Source organism: Metabacillus sp. RB-C-LZQ-3-1, from assembly GCF_058315175.1.
The window spans coordinates 321727-343964 of the sequence record NZ_JBZFLI010000006.1; the positions used below are offsets into that span (position 1 = coordinate 321727).

Below are 22238 nucleotides of genomic sequence, written 5' to 3' on the forward strand. Positions count from 1 at the left end.
AGAGAGGTAAATGTTATGGATTATCAATATCCCATCTCCCTTGATTGGAGTACAGAAGAAATTGTAGATGTGATAAAATTTTTTGAATGTATTGAAAAAGCATATGAAAATGGAATTGAGAGGTCACTATTAATGGCTTCTTATCGAAGGTTTAAAGAAATCGTACCAAGTAAAGCAGAAGAAAAAACAATTTGTAACGAATTTGAAGAAGTTAGTGGGTACTCAGCTTATAAAGTTGTAAAAAAAGGGAAAGATTCTGATGAAATTTCAATCAAAATGTAATAAATATAAAAAGGTCTGATCCACTTTAGGAATCAGACCTTTTACGCGTTTATTAGGTTTATTAATAAAAGCTACAATCAAGCAATTAGCCAATTTAAATTTTACTTAAAGGAGAGTTTATATAATGGTGTTAATTCTTCAAAGGTTTCACGAATGATTTGATATAACTTCTTACCATTTTGAAGAACAGGATCATTTGCTTGAAATTGACGACCGATAAGGAATTCTGCCTTTTTTACATCCCTCAAGCGTTCTAATGAACGAGGTAGATCTATTTTCTCGATTGGCATTGCATCTTTTTTTGTATGATCGAGAGAGATGAAATAATCATTACTTGAAAATTTGTTAAATTCATCGATATTAGTTAAAAACGTTTTAGCAATACCGTTTTTATTTGGTAATTCATATATATAGGCTAACCAAATAAACAAGTGGTCATCAAATAAACCAACTTGAAAATGAGGATGCTGTTTATACCCCCTTTTATTGCCTGCAATTGCTAACCAAGTGTCCTTTGGTGGATTGACTGTCCTTCTCGCATGCTTGGCAATATGTAAAAACATTTCAGTTTGCAAGCTTGCTGAAAGATCGTCTGTTAAGGCTTGTCCAAGCTCTCTGAATTTAGGTTGAATGCGCTCGCGAATAGCTTCCATTCTTTCGTCAAGACCATCTATTGTAAATGTTTCAAAATCTTCTTTTGTGAATCCGTCAAAACTACTCATCTCATGTTTCCTCCTACTTAGATACATTCTCTTTTTATAATAATTATTAATTATAAACCAATCAGGGGCTTTTCTACAATGATTTGTACACGTATCTTTTGTTATTCTTTTCTGTTTATAAATAGGTAAACAACGTTTTGAACCTTTTTATAGGGGTATTAACTAGGTAAATACACAATTTCGTCTAAGCAGTTCCAACTTTTTTTATAAGCACATATTATATAAAAAAACTATTAAAACCTAAATAGACTCTTTGAAATCGCTTAGTTGGTACCTTTTTTAAATAACCACATGAATGAAAGGGGCGGTAAAAATGAAACAAATTGTAAAGACGAGTGGTCAGAAAATGATGAATAATCGTATTGGGGTGTTAAGGCTCGAACTTGATTACGAATTAGCCACCCTTTATGAGGCAATGCAAAATAAAGATCAAAAGAAAAAAATAGAATGTAAACAAAAATTAGAGAAGCTTAGAAAAGAGTGGATGAAGCTCCAGGCATAGGTGGAGTTAAGTTTATCTACAAACGAACCTAAAGATAAGGTTCGTTTTTATCTGCGCGACAAAGTCGCTCATACTTGATTTCAGTCAATTCCATACAGTATCCTACAATTAGAAGTGTGAGATTTTACATAGAAAAGAGGTCGCTTAATGACGAATTGGCAGGAAATTGATCAAAATGCAAAACAATGGATACAAGAAGCCGGAGAGATGATTAGATCGTCTTTTGAATCTACGCTTTCTATTCAATACAAATCAAATCCAAATGATTTGGTTACGAATATGGATAAGGAAGTAGAACAGTTTCTCATAGGGAAAATTCAAGAAACATATCCCAATCATCGAATACTCGGTGAAGAAGGATATGGAGACGACGTAACGAATCTTGATGGTGTTATTTGGATTATTGATCCGATTGATGGGACAATGAATTTTGTTCATCAACAACGTAATTTCGCCATTTCTATTGGTATTTACGGCGATGGAATTGGATACATAGGATTGATCTATGATGTTGTTCATAAAGAGCTTTATCATGCATTTAAGGGAAATGGTGCTTTCATGAATGAACTCCCGTTACCAAAGCTGGACCGAGTAAAGATCGAAGAAGCGGTTATTAGTATAAGCCCTGTCTGGGTAACCGAAAACAAACGAATTGATCATAATTTAATTGTCCCTATTGTGAAAAAGGTAAGAGGCACTCGTTCATATGGCTCTGCTGCAATTGAGTGTGCATATGTAGCTGCAGGCAGGTTAGATGCATATATAACAATGAGATTAGCTCCATGGGATTTTGCTGCTGGCATTATTTTAATTGAAGAAGTGGGAGGCAGCGTGTCTACATTAGATGGACAACCTCTTGATCTATTATCTAAAAACAGCTTCTTTATTGGAGAAAAGCACCTTCATCAACATATTATTGAGGAATATTTAGGAAAGTGAAGATTTTAAATGCTCGAGATTATCAATCGAGTGACCTTCCTTTTTTTCAGGAATTAATAAATAGCAGTTTAGAATGGCAGCAAGAGGAATGTACAAGTGACAAGCTGGAAGCTTATTTGCTTTCGTATAAAATGTATAATGGAAAATGGAGAATCTGGCATGAAGGAGAAACCTGTATAGGAATTAGCTACTTGGTTGAGTGGTCGCCATCAAATGAAAAGCCTTGGATTGGAACAATACTAATCCATCCATCCAAATATCGCAGAGGATATGGAAAATTGATCATAGATCACTACAAGGAAGAATTATCACAAAAAGGCCATAAAGTTTTGTTTGCAGGTTGTCCCGTTCAGAGGGCTTCCTGGATTCAATTCCTTGGGAAATGTGGATTTGAACAATTTAAGGTAGAAAAAGACGAGGCTACACAAAAGGAATACATGATATCTGTTTTACCGCTGTAAATGAGAAGAAGGAATCGCTAAGATCCCTTCTTTTTTAAGTGTTTTTTTTCGTGTTAATTTGTTAAATTAACCCTTTTTCCCGCATTCTTTTTTTCAAAATAAAGCCTGCCGCCATAACGCCGTTTAAGGCGATAATAGCTAATAAAATGCCAATAATGCTTCTTTCACCTACTGCTATTCCAATACCGATCATACTAATAGCCGCTAAAATAGCTAAAAAGAGAAAAATCCACTTTACTTGTTTCATTCAACAGACAGCCCCCAACATACAACAAATATTTTACCTCTTTCTACAGTTTACTTAAAAACTTTCAGCTTTTCTAGATTGTTTATGGTATAATATCGAAGGTGATTTTGAAATACTGATGATATTCACTCGGAATACGGCAAGAATAGGGTTAGATCATTTATTAAATAAATAGTTATACTCATTCTTGTTATTATATATTTTTAGGAGATGAAATAGTGAAACTTCGAAATGATATTCGCAACATTGCTATTATTGCCCACGTTGACCATGGGAAAACAACTTTAGTTGACCAATTATTACACCAATCTGGAACATTCCGTACAAATGAGCAGGTTGCTGAACGTGCAATGGACTCAAATGATCTTGAACGTGAACGTGGAATTACAATTTTAGCAAAAAATACTGCAATTAATTATAAAGACACTCGCATTAATATTATGGATACCCCAGGACATGCTGATTTTGGCGGGGAAGTAGAACGTATCATGAAAATGGTTGATGGTGTTTTACTTGTTGTTGATGCATATGAAGGGTGTATGCCCCAAACAAGATTCGTTCTTAAGAAAGCATTAGAGCAAAACTTAACACCAATTGTTGTTGTTAATAAGATTGATAGAGACTTTGCTCGTCCATCAGAAGTAGTAGATGAAGTATTAGATTTATTTATTGAGCTTGATGCAAATGAAGATCAATTAGAATTCCCGGTTGTATTTGCTTCTGCAATCAATGGAACTGCCAGCACAAGTCCAGACCCTGCTGATCAAGAAGAAAATATGGCATCATTATTCGATGCTATTGTGGGTCATATTCCCGCACCAGTTGATAATCGTGAGGAGCCTCTTCAATTCCAGGTAGCATTGCTTGACTACAATGATTATGTTGGGCGTATTGGAATTGGAAGAGTGTTCCGCGGAACGATGAAGGTTGGACAACAAGTATCCCTTATGAAGGTCGATGGCTCTATTAAAAACTTCCGCGTATCAAAAATATTTGGTTTCCAAGGGCTGAAGCGTGTTGAAATTGAACAAGCTGTTGCAGGGGATCTAGTTGCTGTTTCTGGTATGGAAGACATCAATGTTGGTGAAACAGTGTGTCCTGTTGAGCACCAAGAAGCACTTCCGATTTTACGTATTGATGAACCGACACTTCAGATGACGTTTGCTGTTAATAATAGTCCTTTTGCTGGCCGAGAAGGTAAATTTGTTACAGCACGTAAAATTGAAGAACGTTTATTAGCTCAATTACAAACAGATGTGAGCTTACGTGTTGAACCAACTGATTCACCAGATGCATGGGTTGTTTCTGGTCGCGGTGAATTACATCTGTCCATATTAATTGAAAATATGCGTCGTGAAGGGTATGAATTACAAGTATCGAAACCTGAAGTAATTGTAAAGGAAATCGATGGTGTGAGATGTGAGCCTGTTGAGCGTGTGCAAATTGATGTTCCTGAAGAACACACAGGTGGTGTAATGGAATCAATTGGAGCTCGTAAAGGTGAAATGATTGATATGATTAATAACGGAAATGGTCAAGTTCGTTTAATCTTTAATGTTCCTGCCAGAGGATTAATTGGTTACTCAACAGAGTTTATGTCATTAACTCGTGGTTTCGGGATTATCAACCACACATTTGATAGCTACCAACCAATGCAACCAGGAAAAGTGGGTGGCCGCCGTCAAGGAGTTCTTGTTTCAATGGAAAATGGTAAGTCAACAACTTATGGTATACAAGGTGTTGAAGACAGAGGAGTCATCTTTGTTGAAGCAGGTGTTGATGTATACGAAGGAATGATTGTCGGAGAACACACACGTGAAAATGACTTAGTGGTTAATATTTGTAAAATGAAACAGCAAACGAATATTCGTTCAGCGACAAAAGATCAAACTAGCACAATGAAAAAACCGCGTATCATGTCATTAGAAGAAGCGTTAGAGTATTTAAATGATGATGAATATTGTGAATTAACTCCAGAATCTATACGATTACGAAAGAAAATTCTCGATAAAAATGAACGTGAAAAAGCAGCTAAGAAAAAGAAATTAGCTGGAATGTAATAGAAGAAAAACATATAAAAGGCTGATTCTACTAGAGGATTCTTTGGTTTTGAATCAGCCTATTTCTTTAAAGTTAAGGAGGATAAGGTAATGGATGTTTCAGAAAGGCTCTCGTTTTTTCCAAGCTTATATCGTGTTATTGATCATCCTGAATTAGGAATGTGGATGCTATATTTGACGATTTTGTTTCTATCGATTTTAGTTTATAAACTAGGATTTGCTAAAAAACTACCGATTTTAAAGTCCGCTGTTATCTATATTTTTTTAGCGTTAGGTTGTACGGTGTTGACTTTTTTAGGAATCTTTTTACCTGTTGCAGAAGGATTAGTTGTAGCTGCACTTATCCTTATTATTTATAAAATTCGTCTTCATCAATCTAAAAAACAAGAAACAGAAGATATTCGATAATAAAAAAAGGGTTAGACTTGTCAATCGGTTGACGATTGAATCAATGTCTGACCCTTTTTCGAAAGGAAAAAATGTATAAGATTTTGTACGTAGTTTTAGTGTCTAGCTTAACGCCACACATGCGAAGCAGAGGACGTACAAGTGCAGTTATGGAGATTAACGTTTCGCTTGTTTAGACTGCCTCTAGGTCTGGTCAAGTAGGAATAGAAGGTGAAAAACACCTTCTATTCCTACTCGCTTTATGCTTGCCGCAGATTGCTTAGATCCTGTGCTTTTCTTACCAGGTATCTTCAGTCTTTTTATCACGATACAAACGAAATCTTCCAGTTGCAATTCTTGCATTTGTTTTCTCAGTAATACGTTCCTGACATGCACTGCACATATATGTATGAATTGGACGGTTTCTTAATCTTTTCGCGACTATTGTCTCATCTTCAATTGATTCCACAAGATCACATATGACACATTTAACTCTCATAAAACACCTCTATTATATAATCTTCTGCGTTTTGTAGACTATCGTATATAAACGAATAAGGCCCTAATTTTGGTCAATATACATAAGATATTATACCACAGAAGAAATCTAAAAGATTTACTTGAATTTTTTAGTTGGAACAGAGCAAAAAAACAGGTATGATGATTGTATAAAGTGGAAAGGAAGGGTTGAAATGCCAAACAAAGTAGAAACAGTACTCATCGATCCATTGTTTAAGGAATTGCAAAAAGAACGATTTGTTACAATTTCTACAATTGATCATGAAACAGGCTCACCAAATGTTAGTGCAATCTCATGGGTGTATGCGCCAGATCAAAAACATATATTATTTGCGATTGATCAAAGGTCAAGAATTGTTGACAATATTAAGAAGCATCCTGCTGTTGTTTTAACTTTGATCGCAAATGAATCAACATACTCCATTAATGGAAATGCACATCTTAAAGTTGAAAAATTAGAGAATGTTCCTTTAAAACTTACATTAATAGAACTTTCGATTTTAGATGTCCGAGATGTCATGTTCTATGGTTCAAAAATTTCAACCGAACCTCAATACGAAAAAACCTATGACGAAAAAGCAGCAGCTAAACTTGATAAACAAGTATTAGATGCATTGAAGAATTATCATATATAACAAAGACTGCCGTTTCATTACCATCATGAGATCATTATATCAACTAAATGATAATAGAAGATCCGAGGGTATTTATGGCAGTCTTTTCATTATTTATTTATTTAGATGATCATTTGATTGATCGTGTTGTTCTTTTTCTAAATTTTGCTGTTCTTTTTTATTTAGTTGATCATTATTTTGCTCAGTAGGTTGTTTTTGTTGATTATCAAGGACCTCACTTGGTATTTCTGGAACAATTCGCCCTACAATTGCAGCTAATTCATCAAGTATTCCAACAATTGGCCGACCTTCTTGAATATCATTGGCCATTTCACGTAATCTTACATTTGTATCTGCATCAGCAATCACGATCGCCCTAGAACCATATGGATCATGCATAAGACTTTCTGCAACTGTATATTTAATTGATTCCACTTTATTACGATCTAGATTTGAATTAACATCAATACCGACTACAGCATATGGGCCTAAAACAACAGCGGTAGCATCATTTACTTCAGGAACCTCATTTGCAATATCAACAAGGTGCTTTGAAATATCTTGTCCAGTTTTACGATCGACATGTTCTTCAACACTGTTTTTCACATTAATAGGTTGGCTACCATTTTTATTTTCTTGATCAGTTTTAGGAGCACCTTGATTAGCTGTACATCCGGTAAGGGTTATAATCAACAATATCGTAAGTAAGAATTTCATGTTATCACTCCTTTTTTCTTATGAAAATCTTGGTTGTAGAAAATGGTGTAGTTCTTACAGGAATCCTAAAAAAATAACACTTTTGTCTCTAGAATGAACATTATGAAAGTGCTGAAAGATGGTTTTTTTCCTGCTTTTTAATTTTATTGTCTAATAAACCTTCTATCTTTATTCATTCTTTCATATATTTTAGCAACGCTTCATTCACAGCTTGACTTTTTTCACCCTAATTGTTTCACTCCATAAAAAAATAGCAACGGAGTAGGAGGCGGAGGTTTGAGGAAGATTTATGTTCTAGACACAAATGTATTATTGCAAGATCCGAATTCCATTTTTTCATTCGAAGAAAATGAGGTTGTCATTCCTGCAGTGGTTTTAGAAGAGGTTGATTCAAAAAAACGTTATATGGATGAAATCGGCAGAAATGCAAGACAAGTTTCTAAATTAATTGATCAACTTAGAGAAACGGGAAAATTACATGAAAAGATACCATTACCAAATGGTGGCACATTAAGGATAGAACTTAACCATCGGTCATTTCATCAGCTCCAAGAGATTTTTGTTGAAAAAACAAACGATAACCGTATATTAGCGGTAGCAAAAAACTTATCATTAGAGGAGCAAACAAAGGAAGATGGCCGAGCTGTTATTTTAGTTAGTAAAGATACGTTAGTTCGTGTCAAAGCAGATGCAATTGGGTTAATAGCCGAGGATTTTCTGAGTGATCGTGTCGTTGAAATTGATCATATTTATTCAGGTTTTCTCGATCTGTATATTAGTGGAGAAAACTTAAATCGATTTTATGAAAAAAATGAATTGATTTTATCTGAAATAACCAATCATCCTTTTTATCCAAATCAATTTGTTGTTATGAAGGATGCTCTTGGTGGATCTTCTTCCGCAATAGGAAAAGTAGATCATACAGGTAAGAAAATACAACGTCTTGTTTTTGATCATGACCATATTTGGGGAATTAGACCAAGGAATGTTCAACAAACAATGGCATTTGAGCTCCTGTTAAGAACGGACTTGCCTTTAGTTACTTTAATTGGAAAAGCCGGGACTGGGAAAACATTGCTTGCATTAGCAGCAGGTCTTATGCAAACGGAAGATTTAGGCACATATAAAAAGTTGCTTGTTGCACGCCCGATTGTTCCGGTTGGAAAAGATATAGGATTTCTTCCTGGAGAAAAAGAGGAAAAACTAAGACCCTGGATGCAACCGATTTTTGATAATTTAGAATATCTTTTCAATACAAAAAAACCAGGTGAGCTGGATGCCATTTTGGCAGGTATGGGATCTATAGAAGTAGAGGCGTTAACATATATAAGAGGAAGAAGTATACCTGATCAAATTATCATTATTGATGAGGCGCAAAACTTAACAAAGCACGAAGTGAAGACGATCTTAACTCGAGTAGGGGAGCGAAGTAAAATTGTCTTAATGGGAGACCCAGAGCAAATTGACCATCCATATTTAGACGAATATAACAATGGTCTTACTTATGTGGTGGAGAAATTTAAAGAACAACCAATTGCAGGACACGTAAAATTAGTGAAAGGTGAGCGGTCAGGTTTAGCTCAGTTAGCAGCAGATTTGCTCTGATTGCGAACTGTCTCACATGAAAATAGAAAATGAGCTAACAAATTGTTAGCTCATTTTCAGGCGGATATTACTGTACAATGATTTCTTTTACTTTTTTAATTGGATTTTCAACATTTGAACCATCCCCATAATATACATGTATGGGTCCATCTTCTTTTAACGGCTTACCTTCTTTACTGAATCCGAAGATCAAATTGGTAGCTTTAGATAGAGGAACAGTTATTTCTCGTTCTTCTGTTATGAATTTTACTTCTGTCGCGTCGTCTTGGATCTCAGCATTTAAAAGAAAAGGCTTAAATGGTATACCAAAAGTTCCAGTTAATACTTTTTGTTTTTCATACTTTCGTTCAGTTTTTAGTGTTGGTGGAAAAATAGCACCTTCTCTTATTTCTCTTTCCCAATGTTTAGAAACTGCTTTTGTGTATTCTTCCAGTTCATTTTGTTCTTCTTGTTCTTGTTGAAAATAGGTTGTTAAATCAATTTTTCTATCATCAAAAATCCAAACTCCAGGATCTAAGGTAATTTGATAATCTACCTTGCCTTTCAACAAAATAATTGAGTTCATTTAAAGCACACCCCTTTTCACGATAAGTATAAGCTTTTATGTAAACTTTGTCACATATTATGGAGAAAAAAACACAAATATGAGCAAAGTTGCTTCTTTAGTCGGTTTGTCCTTGCTTTTTTCTCTTATTGGCTTTAATATTAATACATAGAATAGGGTAATCGCTCGGAAACGGAGGGATTAATTTGGCGTCTGAGATTGCTGTTAATCATCGAGATAAAGCACTTGCGGTACTAAAGGCAGATGCTGACAAGATCATGAGACTGATCAAGGTTCAAATGGATAATTTAACAATGCCTCAATGTCCACTGTATGAAGAGGTTTTAGATACTCAAATGTTTGGTTTATCTAGAGAAATAGACTTCGCTGTAAGACTAGGCCTTGTTGAGGAACGTGAGGGTAAAGCATTGCTCGATACACTAGAGCGCGAGTTGTCTGCATTACATGATGCATTTACAACAAAATAATAAACTAAAACTCAAACTTATTTGATTAGTTTGAGTTTTTTTATCTTACACCAATGTTTAATTTAAAATATATGTGAATATAGTAATGTTTTTAAAGGATTATGCTCATTTATAGTAGAAGTTATAGTAAAATGAAAACAACAAGATTAACGTTATGTTTCTAAGTAAGGAAGAGATACTAATGGTGAAGAAGGTATTAAAATCATATGATTATTCATTAATATTGGCCATCATCTTATTATGCTGTTTTGGCCTTGTGATGGTTTACAGTTCTAGCATGATTACTGCAGTTGCACGTTACGGATATGAGCCTGATCATTTTTTTCAAAGGCAAAAGCTTGCTCTCATAGCAGGAGGAATTGCTTTTATAGCTATGATGATTTTTCCATACCGGGCATTTCTAAATAGCAAATTATTAAAAATGATCGTATTTGGATCTATCGGGCTCTTGATTTCATTGTTTTTTATTGGACATGTTGCTGGGAATGCACAAAGTTGGATTAAAATTGGCGGTTTGAGTATGCAGCCAGGGGAGTTTGTTAAATTAAGTGTGATTATCTATTTGGCAGCTGTTTATGACAAAAAGCAAACATATATTAACGAATTTGGACGAGGTGTTTTGCCTCCGATCATTTTTACTGGAATTATATGCTTTTTAATTGTCATTCAGCCTGACTTTGGTACTGCTTTTATAATAGGTATGATTTCATTATGTATGATTGCTTCATCAGGAATGAATTTAAAAAGTATGCTTAAACTTGTTTCTCTTTTTCTAATATTTGGTGTATTAATGTCACCATATATTATTTTGAAGGGGTTCTTTAGTGAAGTGCAATTAAATCGATTTGTTGGATTTTCAGATCCATTTGGCCACGAAGATGGTTTAGGCTATCAACTCGTTAATTCTTTTTATGCCATAGGGGCAGGGGGATTAAAAGGCCTGGGATTAGGACAAAGTGTACAGAAATATGGATACCTCCCAGAATCCCATACAGATTTCATTATGGCAATAATTGCTGAAGAGTTAGGGATTTTTGGTGTGTTATTTGTGCTTGTCCTATTAACGTTTATAGTCTTAAAGGGGTTTGCAGTTGCGCGTAAATGCCAGGATCCCTTTGGAACTTTATTAGCTGTAGGGATCTCTAGTATGATTGCTATTCAGTCAATGATAAATCTAGGAGGTTTAACCGGATTAATACCTATTACAGGTGTTCCACTACCATTTATTAGTTATGGTGGGTCTTCCATATTATTATTGTTAATCTCAATGGGACTCCTAGTTAATGTTTCAATGTTTACAACATACAGAGACACGTATCAAAAACCAGTTCAAACCGAACAGCCAGCACCAGCTACTCTAAAAACAGTTCAAGTTAAAAGGAACACATCAATTTAATTATAAAAGAAATGGACATATTCTCATGTGAATATGTCCATTTCTTTTATTGTTATAAGTGATGTAAGTATTAAGTAAAATGTTGATCATTTGTCGAGCTTATTTCAGCATTAATATTACTTCTGCTAACAAGTAACAGGAAGTAGCTAAGTAGGCCAAATAAACAAGATATGATTAGGGCGTGAGCGAGTGATACATATAAATTTAATCCAGTAAGGACGACCAACGCACCTGAAGTAACCTGCATAGAAACTAATATGAAAGCTATGATCCAACCCCAATAAATAACCTTTTGGTTTTTATGATATTTAATGGCACGCCAGGCTGTATATGTGATCCAAATAAAAATGACAGCTGCAGCCATTCGGTGTCCCATTTGAATCCATTCATGTAATGTCGTAGGAAAACCACCAGCTCTATTGCTGCATACAGGCCATTTAGGACATGCAAGGCTTGCCCCTTTATGTCTTACATAGGCACCGGTATATACGACAATATACGAATAAACAATAATCCCCACCATATGGAACTTCATAGTTTTGTCAATTATAAGCGCTTTCGAATCAAATTTTTTATCAACCTCAAAAATCAATAATGTCAAAAGCAACACAGATGCAAAGGAAATTAGTGATATACCGAAATGGAGAGCGAGTACAGCATCAGATTGTCCCCACATAACAGCAGCCGCTCCAATCAATGCTTGTAATACTAAGAAAAAGATAGATAGAACAGCTAAAAATTTCGTTTCTCTTATATGGCCAATTTTGCGCCATGACCATATTGAAAGTATGAGAACGGCTATCCCAGCAAGTCCACTAACAATTCGATGACTCAGTTCTATTACAAGTTCAAAAGTAATATTGCTTGGAACTAACTCACCATGGCATAATGGCCAAGAATCTCCACATCCTGCACCTGACTCAGTTTTTGTAACAAGGGCTCCACCAATTAACACTAACAACATGACAATTGTTGTGAAAACGGCGAACCAGTTAAGAGCACGTTGCAAAATGTTCACCTACTTATATAATTGGTATAAATAATAGTAAATACTCATCGTATAGTACACAATGTAGAAGAAAAAGACAATAAATTCATGAAAAAGTTCACAAAGTTATTAGATATTTTTGTTAAGCGCTTTAAAATATTTGAATAGTTAATAATAAAGAAGAGAAAACATTATGAAAATTTATCAAAAATTTTACTTTATTGAACAGAAAGGGTTGAATATTTAAAAGGAGTTTGCTAGAACTAGATATGTGTTCGCTTTTCGACAAAAACTATTTATTTTTAAAAGATTTGACTGAGAAAATATGTTAAAATAGGGTAGCTTAAGGATATGGCGATCATTTGAGAAGAATGGTGCCTTTCACAATTTCGACAAAAATACTTCATAAATTATTCACAATTGATGGAAGAATTATGTTTTAATATCAAGTAGACCGTTTTTAAATCATCATTTTTTTAGTATCATAAGATGTAGAAAATTAGTATGTTGGAACCGCCTTCATAATGGCTGTCTTCTATAGTAAAGCACCATCAAAATATGTAGTAGGATAGTTTTTGTATTGAAAGAATTCACTTCATAGGAAGTGGATTGTGAAGGGGTAAGGAGGTAATAAGTTGGCTGATACAAAAATTTTGGATGATGCAGCCGTCAAGCAGCATTCAAATGATATACACGAAACAACCTTATGGAAAGATTTCCTTGCACTTATTAAGGTAGGGATCGTAAATTCCAATGCAATTACTACGTTTACTGGTATATGGCTAGCCCTTTACTTTAGTGGTAAAGGATTTTTAGCAAATATAGATATTGTATTATTTACTTTGATTGGTTCTTCTCTTGTGATAGCTGGTTCATGTGCGATCAACAATTATTATGACCGCGATATAGACCACTTGATGGAAAGAACAAAGGAAAGACCAACTGTCACCGGAAAAATGAATCCATTACATGCATTGTGGATAGGGATATTTTTGTTAACAGTTGGATTCGCTCTCATGCTTATGACTACATTAACCGCTACTATTATTTCGATGGTTGGAGTGGTCACATATGTATTCCTCTATACAATGTGGTCAAAACGACTTTATACAATCAATACGGTAATTGGTAGTGTATCAGGTGCTGTACCGCCATTAATCGGTTGGGCGGCAATTGATTCTAACTTAAGTGTTATGGCTTGGGTGCTGTTTTTAATTATGTTTATCTGGCAACCACCGCATTTCTTGGCATTGGCAATGAGAAGAACAGAAGAGTATCGTGCTGCCAAAATCCCAATGCTTCCTGTTGTACATGGGTTTGATGTAACAAAACGTCAAATTATGGTATGGATTGCTTGTCTTTTACCTTTACCATTCTACTTATATGAATTAGGTATTGGTTTTTTAATCCTTGCTACTGTGTTAAATCTAGGGTGGATTGTTCTAGGTATAAAAGGTTTTAAAAACAAAGAATTAGAATTAAAGTGGGCTACAAAAATGTTTGTTTATTCTATCAACTACTTAACAATTTTGTTTGTATCAATGGTTCTTTTTACCATTGTTTAATTATTAAATTCTTTCTTAATAAGAATTTATTTATAAAGAGTTCCTGTATTTCTAAAATGATAGGAATTTTAAATTACTGAAAGAGGGGTTTGATTTAGCTATGAGAAAATGGCTGACAAAGTGGCGTCTATTTTCATTATTTGCATTAATGACGCTTGTCTTGGCCGGCTGTGGTGAACCGTTTCTTTCCACGCTTAAGCCTGCTGGTGAAGTAGCGGATATGCAGTATGACCTAATGGTGTTAAGTACACTGATTATGGTCGTTGTCATTGCAGTCGTAACAGTAATCTTCATTTACGTTGTCGTTAAATTCCGAAGACGTAAAGGGGAAGAAAACAACATTCCTGTACAAGTTGAAGGGAATCATAAGCTAGAAATCATTTGGACTGTTATTCCTATTCTATTGCTTATTGTCTTAGCTGTTCCAGTTGTTTCTGCAACTTTTAAACTTGCGGAAGTGGATGCTATTGATGATGAGAACCGTAAACCTGAAGATGCGGTCGTTGTTAACGTTCGTGCTAATCTTTATTGGTGGGAATTTGAATACCCTGACTACGGAGTTATTACGAGTCAAGATTTAATTGTTCCAACTGATGAAAAAGTTTACTTTAATTTAATTGCATCAGATGTTAAGCACTCATTCTGGATTCCATCAGCTGGTGGTAAGATGGACACGAACGTAGATAATGTAAACCAAATGTGGTTGACATTTGACTCTGAAAGAGCTGACCAAGCTGGTGAATATTTCTACGGTAAATGTGCTGAACTATGCGGTCCTTCACATGGACTTATGGACTTTAAAGTAAAAGCCGTTTCAAGAGACGAATTTGACCAATGGATCTCTGATATGGAAAATGCGCAAGCAGTTGCGTCAACTGACTTAGCAGTACAAGGCGAGCAATTGTTTGAGGAAAAAGGATGTATCGCATGTCATGCTGTTTCTCCAACAGATGAAAGACCTGCTGCAGCAAGAACAGCTCCAAACTTAGCAACATTTGGAGAACGTGCCCGTGTAGCTGGTGTACTAGAGCACAATAAGGAGAATGTTCGTGCATGGTTAGAAGATCCTGAGACATATAAGCCGGCTAATAAAATGACAGGAACTTATCCGGAATTAACTGATCAAGAGCTTGATGCTTTAACTGAATACTTAATGGGATTAAAAGTCTCTGACAACTAATTTTTGAGCAAAATGAAAAGGGAGGTAACACTGTGAGCACGTTAACTCAGAAAAAAGGGGTTGGCGCGACAATCTGGGACTACTTAACAACAGTAGACCATAAGAAAATCGCCATCCTTTACCTGATATCCGGTGGCTTCTTCTTCCTTGTTGGTGGATTAGAAGCAATGCTGATCCGCATTCAGCTAGCTGTTCCGAATAATGACTTTGTTAGTGCTGGATTATATAATGAAGTACTAACAATGCACGGAACAACAATGATTTTCCTAGCTGCAATGCCTTTATTATTCGCATTAATGAATGCGGTTGTACCATTACAAATTGGTGCTCGTGATGTAGCATTTCCATTCTTAAACTCTTTAGGTTTTTGGTTATTCTTCTTTGGAGGAGTTTTCTTAAACTTAAGTTGGTTTTTAGGCGGTGCACCTGATGCAGGATGGACTTCATATGCATCGCTTGCTTTAGAATCACCTGGCCATGGGGTAGATTTTTACTTGCTTGGTTTACAGGTTTCAGGTTTAGGTACGTTAATTGCGGGGATTAACTTCCTTGTAACCATAATTAATATGCGTGCACCTGGAATGACGTATATGCGTATGCCATTATTTACATGGACGACATTTGTTGCATCTGCACTTATTTTATTTGCTTTCCCTGCATTAACAGTAGGTTTAGCATTCTTAATGTTTGATCGTTTGTTTGGCACAGCCTTCTTTGATCCGGCATTAGGTGGAAATACAGTTATATTTGAGCATATCTTCTGGATTTTCGGACACCCTGAAGTGTATATCTTAGTTTTACCTGCATTCGGTATCTTCTCAGATATTCTTCCGGTATTTGCTAAAAAGCGCTTGTTCGGATACTCATCAATGGTTTTTGCAACTGTTTTAATTGGATTCCTTGGATTCATGGTTTGGGCACACCACATGTTTACAACTGGTTTAGGTCCAATCGCAAATGCTATTTTTGCTGTAGCTACAATGGCTATCGCAGTTCCAACAGGAATTAAAATCTTTAACTGGTTATTTACTATCTGGGGCGGTTCAATCCGTTTCACATCACCAATGGTATGGTCAGTCGCATTTATCCCTACATTCGTAATGGGTGGTGTAACAGGAGTTATGCTTGCTGCCGCTGCTGCTGACTACCAATACCATGATAGTTACTTTGTAGTCGCTCACTTCCACTATGTAATCGTAGGTGGGGTAGTATTCTCATTATTTGCGGGTGCTGTTTATTGGTGGCCGACAATGTTTGGAAAAATGTTAAATGAAAAATTAAATATGATCATTTTTGTCCTATTCTTTACAGGATTCCATTTAACATTCTTTATCCAACATTTCTTAGGACTTATGGGTATGCCGCGTCGTGTATTCACATTCCTTCCTGGTCAAGGTTTAGATACAGGAAACTTTATCAGTACAATTGGTGCATTCTTAATGGCAGCTGCCACAATACTTTTATTAATTAACATTGTTTACACAGCTGTTAAAGGTAAAAAGGTTGGCAGAGATCCATGGGGAGACGGTCGTACTTTAGAGTGGGCAATTTCATCACCGCCACCTGAATATAACTTTAAACAAACTCCATTGGTTCGTGGACTAGATGCATTATGGATTGAAAAAATGGAAGGTAATAAAGAAATGACACCAGCTGAGCCACTTGGTGACATCCATATGCCAAACGGTTCGATCTTACCGTTTATTATGTCATTTGGTTTATTCATTGTTTCTTTCGGATTAATGTACCGTGAAGACTACGGATGGGCATTTCCTGCAATTATTGTAGGCTTCCTTATCACTTTTGGATGTATGTTCCTACGTTCAGTTATAGATGATCACGGTTATCATATCCATAAAGAAGATTTACTTAACGAAGATAAAGGAGGGAAAGCATAATGGCATCTGTTGAAGAAAAATTAACAGCTGAAAATTTTCCGGCTGCGCCTGAAAAAGCTACCCTCGAAGGAAAGAACAAATTTATTGGTTTCTGGTTATTTCTAGGTGGAGAAACTGTGTTGTTTGCTACTCTATTTGCAACATTCCTAGCATTAAGAGAATCAACTGCGGGTGGAGCAACAACACAAGAACTTTTTGAGATACCACTAGTATTCGCAGCAACAATGTTACTTTTAACATCAAGTTTAACAAGTGTGTACGCAATGTATCACATGAAAAACTTTAATTTTGGAAAAATGCAATTGTGGTTGATTATTACAGTTCTATTAGGATTAGGATTCCTAATCTTAGAGATTTATGAGTTCAATCACTATGTTCATGAGTTTCACTTTACAATTACTGATAGTGCATTAGGTTCATCCTTCTATACATTAGTTGGAACACATGGACTTCACGTTGCTTTTGGTTTACTTTGGATCACGACTTTAATTGTAAGAAACGCCAAACGTGGACTAAGCTTATACAATGCACCTAAATATTATGTTGCTAGCTTGTACTGGCACTTTATTGACGTAGTTTGGGTGTTTATCTTTACAGTTGTATACTTAATGGGAATGGTGGGATAAACTGATGGCAAATAATCATAATTCAGCAAACCCAAAAGTAGACTTAGCCTATCGACGTAAAAAAAATGCAGAAGATATGAAGCACCAAGTTGTTACATTTGGGATGATGATCTTCTTGACAATTATAGCTTTTATAGCAGTAGGTTATGATGGAATTGGTGAATGGTTTAAGATTCCATTTATTATTACTCTTGCTGTGATACAGGTTATTTTTCAGCTTTATTATTTTATGCATATGAGCCACAAAGGTCATGAAACTCCAGCATTATTTCTTTTTTCAGGAGTTGGAGTTGCAGCCTTAACAGTATTAGCGTTTGTTACTATTGTTTGGTGGTAATTAATTTAGAGGAGCAATTGGCAAATGGGTGCTAATTGCTCCTTTTTATGTCAGTAATACTCTGTCAATGTTAACATTTTAATGACTAACAGATTTGTCATAGAACGTTCATTGATACAAAATTAGTGGAAGTGTATAATAATTCAGAAGGACTAGCTTAAGGAGCTGAATTTACATGAGCTTTGATATATTTGGATTTCGTGCTTTATGGAGTCCTTATTTTATTGTCGTGATATTAGTCATCACTGCGCTTTATTTTATGATTATAGGACCTTGGAGAACTAAGTTTAAAGAAAGCTCACCAGTGCCATTAAAACAACAGATATTATTTGTTCTGGGTGTTCTATTTCTTTATATAAGTAAAGGTAGCCCTATTGATCTTTTAGGTCATATCATGTTTAGTGCTCATATGTCACAGATGGCCGTCTTATATTTGGTTGTTCCACCATTACTTATTTTGGGAATTCCGGATTGGTTTTGGAAAGCGATGCTATATCGGAAAATAATAAAACCAGTTATAAAAGTTTTTACCAAACCAATTGTTGCACTAATATTTTTTAATGGAGTTTTTTCCTTATATCATGTGCCATTAGTCTTTGATTTTGTGAAGACAGATCCTCTTTATCATTCAATCATCACAACGCTTATATTCTTTGGAGCTATGTGCATGTGGTGGCCATTACTTACTACACTACCAGATTGGAAATCACTTTCCGGGATTAAAAAAGTTGGATATATCTTTGCTGACGGTGTCTTGTTAACACCAGCATGTGCACTTATTATTTTTGCAAAAGATCCACTTTATTTAACTTATTCTGAGCCACAAGCATGGTTAACTGCCTTACAATTATGTGTACCTGCTGATATGCTTTCAGGGTTGAATTTAACGGGACCCGAAATGTTTAATACATTACCGCTTGTTGAAGACCAACAATTAGGTGGTGTGCTAATGAAAATCATTCAAGAAATTGTATATGGATCAATTCTTGCTTATATTTTCTTTCAATGGGCCCGTAGAGAAAGGGAAAAGGATGAGATTGATTTAAAAAAGACCTTTTCACCAGATCCGATTAAATAGGAAAAATATTGAGGGGCTGACTACAAAATCGTCAGCCTTTACATATGAAAATACATTTAATATTAACAGTACAGAAAGGATCCAAATATGAATACATCATTACCTATTTTACCGACTATAAGTACAACATTTATTGTACTGAGTGCAATATTAGTTGCAATTGGGTGGTATTTAATAAAACAGCGAAAAATCGAAGCGCATATGAGAGTGATGTTTTGGGCTGCTATTGCTGCAATTATCTTCTTTATAATTTATGCTTCTCGCACAATTTTTATAGGGAATACAGCATTCGGTGGTCCGGATGATATCAAAGTTTACTATACAATTTTTCTTATTTTTCATATTACTTTAGCAACTGTAGGAGCTGGATTGGGGATTATTTCTTTAATCACTGGTTATAAAAAGAATTTTCAAAAGCATCGTAAGCTTGGGCCTGTAACAAGTATTGTATGGTTTTTTACTGCTATAACAGGAGTAGCTGTATATTTGCTTCTATATGTTTTTTATCATGGTGGCGAAACAACTTCAGTTATCAAAGCAATCTTAGGGTTTTAAACATATTTTCAAGGTGGTTTAGAATAAAATATTCTAAACCATTTTTTTATTTTCTTGATAATATTCATGATGCATCATAGGATATCTAATAGCAGCATGGATTTTTTTGTGTATTGGATCGTGAATTAGTTATGATCAATGAATACGAAGGAAGTATTATTTTTAAATTTCATATGAACGGTAGGAATTCACCATTTGTAAATTTAAGGATGGAAATTGCTTGATCTATTTTTTGAGCTTTCTTTATAGAATGCTCCAATTACGAAGAGGGGAGAGGATGGCTTGATTGAAATTTTAACAAATCGGTTAATGATTATTCCCTGTTCTCTTGATATTGCCAAGTCGTTAGTATTCCATCGAAAAGAGCTAGATAAACGTTCTCCTATAGAAATTCCAACATGTTGGCCGTCTGCTTTTGTACGAGGATTCTTGCCATATTATATTGAGAGCTTAGAAAAAGAAGAAAAGGATTTAGATTGTGGAGTATGGATGATTATTTTATATGAGGAGAAGAAAATTATAGGAGATATTGTCATGCAAGGAAAGCCAGTTCAAGAACAGAATGTTAGACTTACGTATCATATTGAAGAAAAGACAACAGATGAAACAATTGCATATGAGGCAATTGATGCATTTATTGACTGGTTAACATATCAAATGGCTGTAAAAAAAATAGTGATGGAATGTGAAGTACAAGACAAAGAATCAGTACGTTTGTTTGATAGACTGGGATTTATTTGTACAAAAAAGGATGGTGAATTTTTTACTTGGGAAATTCAAAAGGGAGAGGAATAAAAAAGAAAGAGATATTTCTCTTTCTTTTTTAAAATAAACTCGCTAATATGGAAGCTAGTCTAGATCTTAAATTTGATTTTAATTAACCCTGCCTCTCGTGCAGAATTATAAATAATAAGAATCATAGGGCCAATAAAAAATCCAAGGACACCAAATAGCTTAAGGCCTAAGTACATAGAAATAAGTGTGGCTAAAGGGGAAAGTCCAATATGGGTTCCCATTACCTTTGGTTCAATAGTTCTTCTTATGACTAACAATACAACTGTTAATACACCAAGTTTTGCCGCTAGTGCAACGTCACCTGTTATTAGGTGATACAATGTCCATGGCCCCATAATGATAATTGAACCGATTAATGGAATGACATCAATTATCCAAATGATTAGTGACATAAAAAGCGCAATTTCAGGTGTGATAAATAATAACCCAATTAAGGAAGCCACAAAAATAATAATACTGACTAAAAACTGAGCTTTAATAAATCCGACCACAACAAAAGTTAATCTTGATATCATAAATGAGACTTTTTCAGCCGTCTTATCTGTTAAATAAGAAAAAGCTTTAGTTTTTAATCTCGGTAAATCAATCATAAATAAGAAGAGAGCTATTAAGTAGACGATTAAATTAACTAGATAGTTTGGAATATTTGTAAAAAGAGCTTTAGCATTTTCAATATTCACATAGCTAGTTAATTCAGACCTTGTTTTTTGAAGAAAGTTTGTCACTTGGTTACTAATTTCTTCTACAAAGATAGGGGGAAGATCTTGTGTTGTGTTTGCAATATCGTCCTCTAAGTTTTCCCAAACCTTTGTTAATTCATTAATATAAGTTGGTGCATTTTCTGCAATTTGAACAACTTCACCAACAACTTTAGTTGTTAAAATATAACCACTTACACTTATTAATATCACAAACATGAGAAAGACAATTAATACAGAAAGCTGTCGTTTCATATTTCCTCTGCGCTGAAGCAATCGAATTGCTGGTTCAAGAAATAGGGCAGTGATAAAAGCGACTATAAGTGGAACTGATATTGGTAAAATGAAAAATAAAATAGCACCAATAATAATAATTGATAGGATAATAAGTAGAACCTTTTTGTTTAAAATGCTGGTCAATATTGTGCCCCTCTCTAATGAAACATCTCTAATTTCATTATAGTATGAAACATACAGAAAACAAAGAAATTTCATCCAATTTATCAAGTATAAAAAGGATGAAAAAGTCACGAGATTGACAAAAACCAAAAATAAAAAAGCAGGAACAAGTCCTCTGCTTTTTTACTTTGTTAGGTATAAGAACTATTTACTTTAAGATTGTACTTTTTTTAGTTCTTCTGCTACTTGTGCAAGTAAGTTCTTACTAGTATTCACTACTGCCGCAGGAAATTCTTCACCTTCTCCATACTCAACACCGTGTGGATAATAATGCTTTCCTAAAAGAGGTGTAATAAGTTTTACAACAGCATGTCGTCCTCCAACATCCCCTTCAACAGCAAATGCTTGAACACGTAGGTAGAAAACATCACCTTTTGCCTCAATCTTACGGTCATATGTAACTCGTTCATAATCCCACTGCCCGGCACGCACTAATCCAATATCATCCATAATCTCATCTAAACGTGATAGATCTATCGTAATACCCTCTATTCCTGTACCTTCCATTCTCATATGTAATTTCCCTCCTAAAGCCTTTTCACGTAATTTATTATAGCTTAAATCAATGCAAAAGTT

General features: G+C 34.9%; 26 protein-coding genes. 18 read left to right on the forward strand and 8 right to left on the reverse strand.

All coding sequences use genetic code 11. The features are described from left to right. Positions 1-15 precede the first annotated feature (15 nt). Positions 16-282 carry a UPF0223 family protein gene (locus tag AC4GZ8_RS12640; protein WP_491082199.1) on the forward strand — a complete coding sequence of 89 codons (267 nt, stop codon included), beginning with the start codon at positions 16-18 and terminating at the stop codon, positions 280-282. A 101-nt stretch (positions 283-383) separates the two neighbouring features. On the opposite strand, the gene AC4GZ8_RS12645 is transcribed toward AC4GZ8_RS12640, so the two are convergent. Next, on the reverse strand, positions 384-1004 hold the full coding sequence (locus AC4GZ8_RS12645) for a YktB family protein (protein WP_491082200.1): 621 nt from the start codon (positions 1002-1004) through the stop codon (positions 384-386). 313 nt (positions 1005-1317) lie between these two features. Between AC4GZ8_RS12645 and AC4GZ8_RS12650 the strand changes: the two genes are divergently transcribed. From AC4GZ8_RS12650 to AC4GZ8_RS12660, 3 genes are all read left to right on the forward strand, one after another. Beyond that, positions 1318-1506 (forward strand): YkzI domain-containing protein, encoded by a 189-nt coding sequence (locus AC4GZ8_RS12650; RefSeq protein ID WP_026560515.1) that lies wholly within the window; start codon positions 1318-1320, stop codon positions 1504-1506. Between the two features lie 147 nt (positions 1507-1653). Continuing rightward, on the forward strand, positions 1654-2445 hold the full coding sequence (locus AC4GZ8_RS12655; RefSeq protein WP_491082201.1) for an inositol monophosphatase family protein: 792 nt from the start codon (positions 1654-1656) through the stop codon (positions 2443-2445). Continuing rightward, positions 2442-2906: a GNAT family N-acetyltransferase gene (locus tag AC4GZ8_RS12660; RefSeq protein WP_491082202.1), complete on the forward strand. Its 465-nt coding sequence runs from the start codon at positions 2442-2444 to the stop codon at positions 2904-2906. The genes AC4GZ8_RS12655 and AC4GZ8_RS12660 overlap by 4 nt, the downstream gene beginning before the upstream one ends. 61 nt (positions 2907-2967) lie before the next feature. On the opposite strand, the gene AC4GZ8_RS12665 is transcribed toward AC4GZ8_RS12660, so the two are convergent. Beyond that, a complete protein-coding gene (locus AC4GZ8_RS12665) occupies positions 2968-3153 on the reverse strand; it encodes a DUF5325 family protein (protein ID WP_491082203.1) in 186 nt (61 codons plus the stop codon). Between the two features lie 218 nt (positions 3154-3371). On the opposite strand from AC4GZ8_RS12665, the gene typA reads away from it, so the two are divergent. Beyond that, positions 3372-5213, forward strand: a complete 1842-nt coding sequence (gene typA, locus AC4GZ8_RS12670) for a translational GTPase TypA (RefSeq protein WP_491082204.1) — start codon at positions 3372-3374, stop codon at positions 5211-5213. A gap of 90 nt (positions 5214-5303) precedes the next feature. After that, on the forward strand, positions 5304-5621 hold the full coding sequence (locus AC4GZ8_RS12675; protein WP_491082205.1) for a YlaH-like family protein: 318 nt from the start codon (positions 5304-5306) through the stop codon (positions 5619-5621). 277 nt (positions 5622-5898) lie between these two features. Here the strand turns inward: AC4GZ8_RS12675 and AC4GZ8_RS12680 are convergent, their stop codons facing one another. After that, positions 5899-6099 carry a YlaI family protein gene (locus AC4GZ8_RS12680; RefSeq protein ID WP_491082206.1) on the reverse strand — a complete coding sequence of 67 codons (201 nt, stop codon included), beginning with the start codon at positions 6097-6099 and terminating at the stop codon, positions 5899-5901. A 193-nt stretch (positions 6100-6292) separates the two neighbouring features. Here AC4GZ8_RS12680 and AC4GZ8_RS12685 point away from each other — a divergent pair, with 193 nt between their 5' ends. Then, entirely contained in the window at positions 6293-6754 is a 462-nt protein-coding gene (locus AC4GZ8_RS12685) for a pyridoxamine 5'-phosphate oxidase family protein (protein ID WP_491082207.1), read from the forward strand. Positions 6755-6847: 93 nt separating this feature from the next. Here the strand turns inward: AC4GZ8_RS12685 and AC4GZ8_RS12690 are convergent, their stop codons facing one another. Continuing rightward, positions 6848-7450, reverse strand: coding sequence for a YhcN/YlaJ family sporulation lipoprotein (locus AC4GZ8_RS12690; RefSeq protein ID WP_491082208.1), 603 nt, complete (start codon positions 7448-7450; stop codon positions 6848-6850). 276 nt (positions 7451-7726) lie between these two features. Here AC4GZ8_RS12690 and AC4GZ8_RS12695 point away from each other — a divergent pair, with 276 nt between their 5' ends. Further along, complete coding sequence (locus AC4GZ8_RS12695) at positions 7727-9055, forward strand: PhoH family protein (RefSeq protein ID WP_491082209.1); 1329 nt, start codon at positions 7727-7729, stop codon at positions 9053-9055. A gap of 67 nt (positions 9056-9122) precedes the next feature. On the opposite strand, the gene AC4GZ8_RS12700 is transcribed toward AC4GZ8_RS12695, so the two are convergent. Then, complete coding sequence (locus AC4GZ8_RS12700) at positions 9123-9620, reverse strand: peptidyl-prolyl cis-trans isomerase (protein WP_491082211.1); 498 nt, start codon at positions 9618-9620, stop codon at positions 9123-9125. Positions 9621-9805: 185 nt separating this feature from the next. Here AC4GZ8_RS12700 and AC4GZ8_RS12705 point away from each other — a divergent pair, with 185 nt between their 5' ends. Continuing rightward, a complete protein-coding gene (locus tag AC4GZ8_RS12705; protein ID WP_491082212.1) occupies positions 9806-10087 on the forward strand; it encodes an Fpa/YlaN family protein in 282 nt (93 codons plus the stop codon). A 181-nt stretch (positions 10088-10268) separates the two neighbouring features. Then, positions 10269-11483, forward strand: a complete 1215-nt coding sequence (locus AC4GZ8_RS12710) for an FtsW/RodA/SpoVE family cell cycle protein (protein WP_491082213.1) — start codon at positions 10269-10271, stop codon at positions 11481-11483. Positions 11484-11553: 70 nt separating this feature from the next. On the opposite strand, the gene AC4GZ8_RS12715 is transcribed toward AC4GZ8_RS12710, so the two are convergent. After that, entirely contained in the window at positions 11554-12492 is a 939-nt protein-coding gene (locus AC4GZ8_RS12715; RefSeq protein ID WP_491082214.1) for a COX15/CtaA family protein, read from the reverse strand. Between the two features lie 614 nt (positions 12493-13106). Here AC4GZ8_RS12715 and cyoE point away from each other — a divergent pair. The 8 genes from cyoE (at position 13107) to AC4GZ8_RS12755 (ending at position 20505) form a co-directional block, all read left to right on the forward strand. After that, the gene (gene cyoE, locus AC4GZ8_RS12720; RefSeq protein ID WP_491082215.1) at positions 13107-14036 is read left to right on the forward strand and encodes a heme o synthase; all 930 of its coding nucleotides are present in this window, start codon (positions 13107-13109) and stop codon (positions 14034-14036) included. A gap of 100 nt (positions 14037-14136) precedes the next feature. Beyond that, positions 14137-15216, forward strand: coding sequence for a cytochrome c oxidase subunit II (gene coxB, locus AC4GZ8_RS12725; protein WP_491082216.1), 1080 nt, complete (start codon positions 14137-14139; stop codon positions 15214-15216). A gap of 32 nt (positions 15217-15248) precedes the next feature. Next, a complete protein-coding gene (gene ctaD, locus AC4GZ8_RS12730; protein ID WP_491082217.1) occupies positions 15249-17114 on the forward strand; it encodes a cytochrome c oxidase subunit I in 1866 nt (621 codons plus the stop codon). Continuing rightward, a complete protein-coding gene (gene ctaE / locus AC4GZ8_RS12735) occupies positions 17114-17740 on the forward strand; it encodes a cytochrome c oxidase subunit III (RefSeq protein ID WP_491082218.1) in 627 nt (208 codons plus the stop codon). The genes ctaD and ctaE overlap by 1 nt, the downstream gene beginning before the upstream one ends. 4 nt (positions 17741-17744) lie before the next feature. Then, the gene (ctaF, locus tag AC4GZ8_RS12740) at positions 17745-18077 is read left to right on the forward strand and encodes a cytochrome c oxidase subunit IVB (RefSeq protein ID WP_491082219.1); all 333 of its coding nucleotides are present in this window, start codon (positions 17745-17747) and stop codon (positions 18075-18077) included. Positions 18078-18252: 175 nt separating this feature from the next. Beyond that, complete coding sequence (gene ctaG / locus AC4GZ8_RS12745) at positions 18253-19155, forward strand: cytochrome c oxidase assembly factor CtaG (RefSeq protein WP_491082220.1); 903 nt, start codon at positions 18253-18255, stop codon at positions 19153-19155. 87 nt (positions 19156-19242) lie between these two features. Then, positions 19243-19710, forward strand: a complete 468-nt coding sequence (locus AC4GZ8_RS12750; protein ID WP_491082221.1) for a DUF420 domain-containing protein — start codon at positions 19243-19245, stop codon at positions 19708-19710. A 282-nt stretch (positions 19711-19992) separates the two neighbouring features. Continuing rightward, positions 19993-20505 (forward strand): GNAT family N-acetyltransferase, encoded by a 513-nt coding sequence (locus AC4GZ8_RS12755; RefSeq protein ID WP_491082222.1) that lies wholly within the window; start codon positions 19993-19995, stop codon positions 20503-20505. A gap of 59 nt (positions 20506-20564) precedes the next feature. Here AC4GZ8_RS12755 and ytvI read toward each other — a convergent pair whose 3' ends face one another. Both ytvI and AC4GZ8_RS12765 read right to left on the reverse strand, forming a co-directional pair. Next, positions 20565-21623 (reverse strand): sporulation integral membrane protein YtvI, encoded by a 1059-nt coding sequence (gene ytvI / locus AC4GZ8_RS12760; RefSeq protein ID WP_491082223.1) that lies wholly within the window; start codon positions 21621-21623, stop codon positions 20565-20567. Between the two features lie 192 nt (positions 21624-21815). Next, positions 21816-22175 carry a YugN family protein gene (locus tag AC4GZ8_RS12765; RefSeq protein WP_491082238.1) on the reverse strand — a complete coding sequence of 120 codons (360 nt, stop codon included), beginning with the start codon at positions 22173-22175 and terminating at the stop codon, positions 21816-21818. Positions 22176-22238 lie beyond the last annotated feature (63 nt).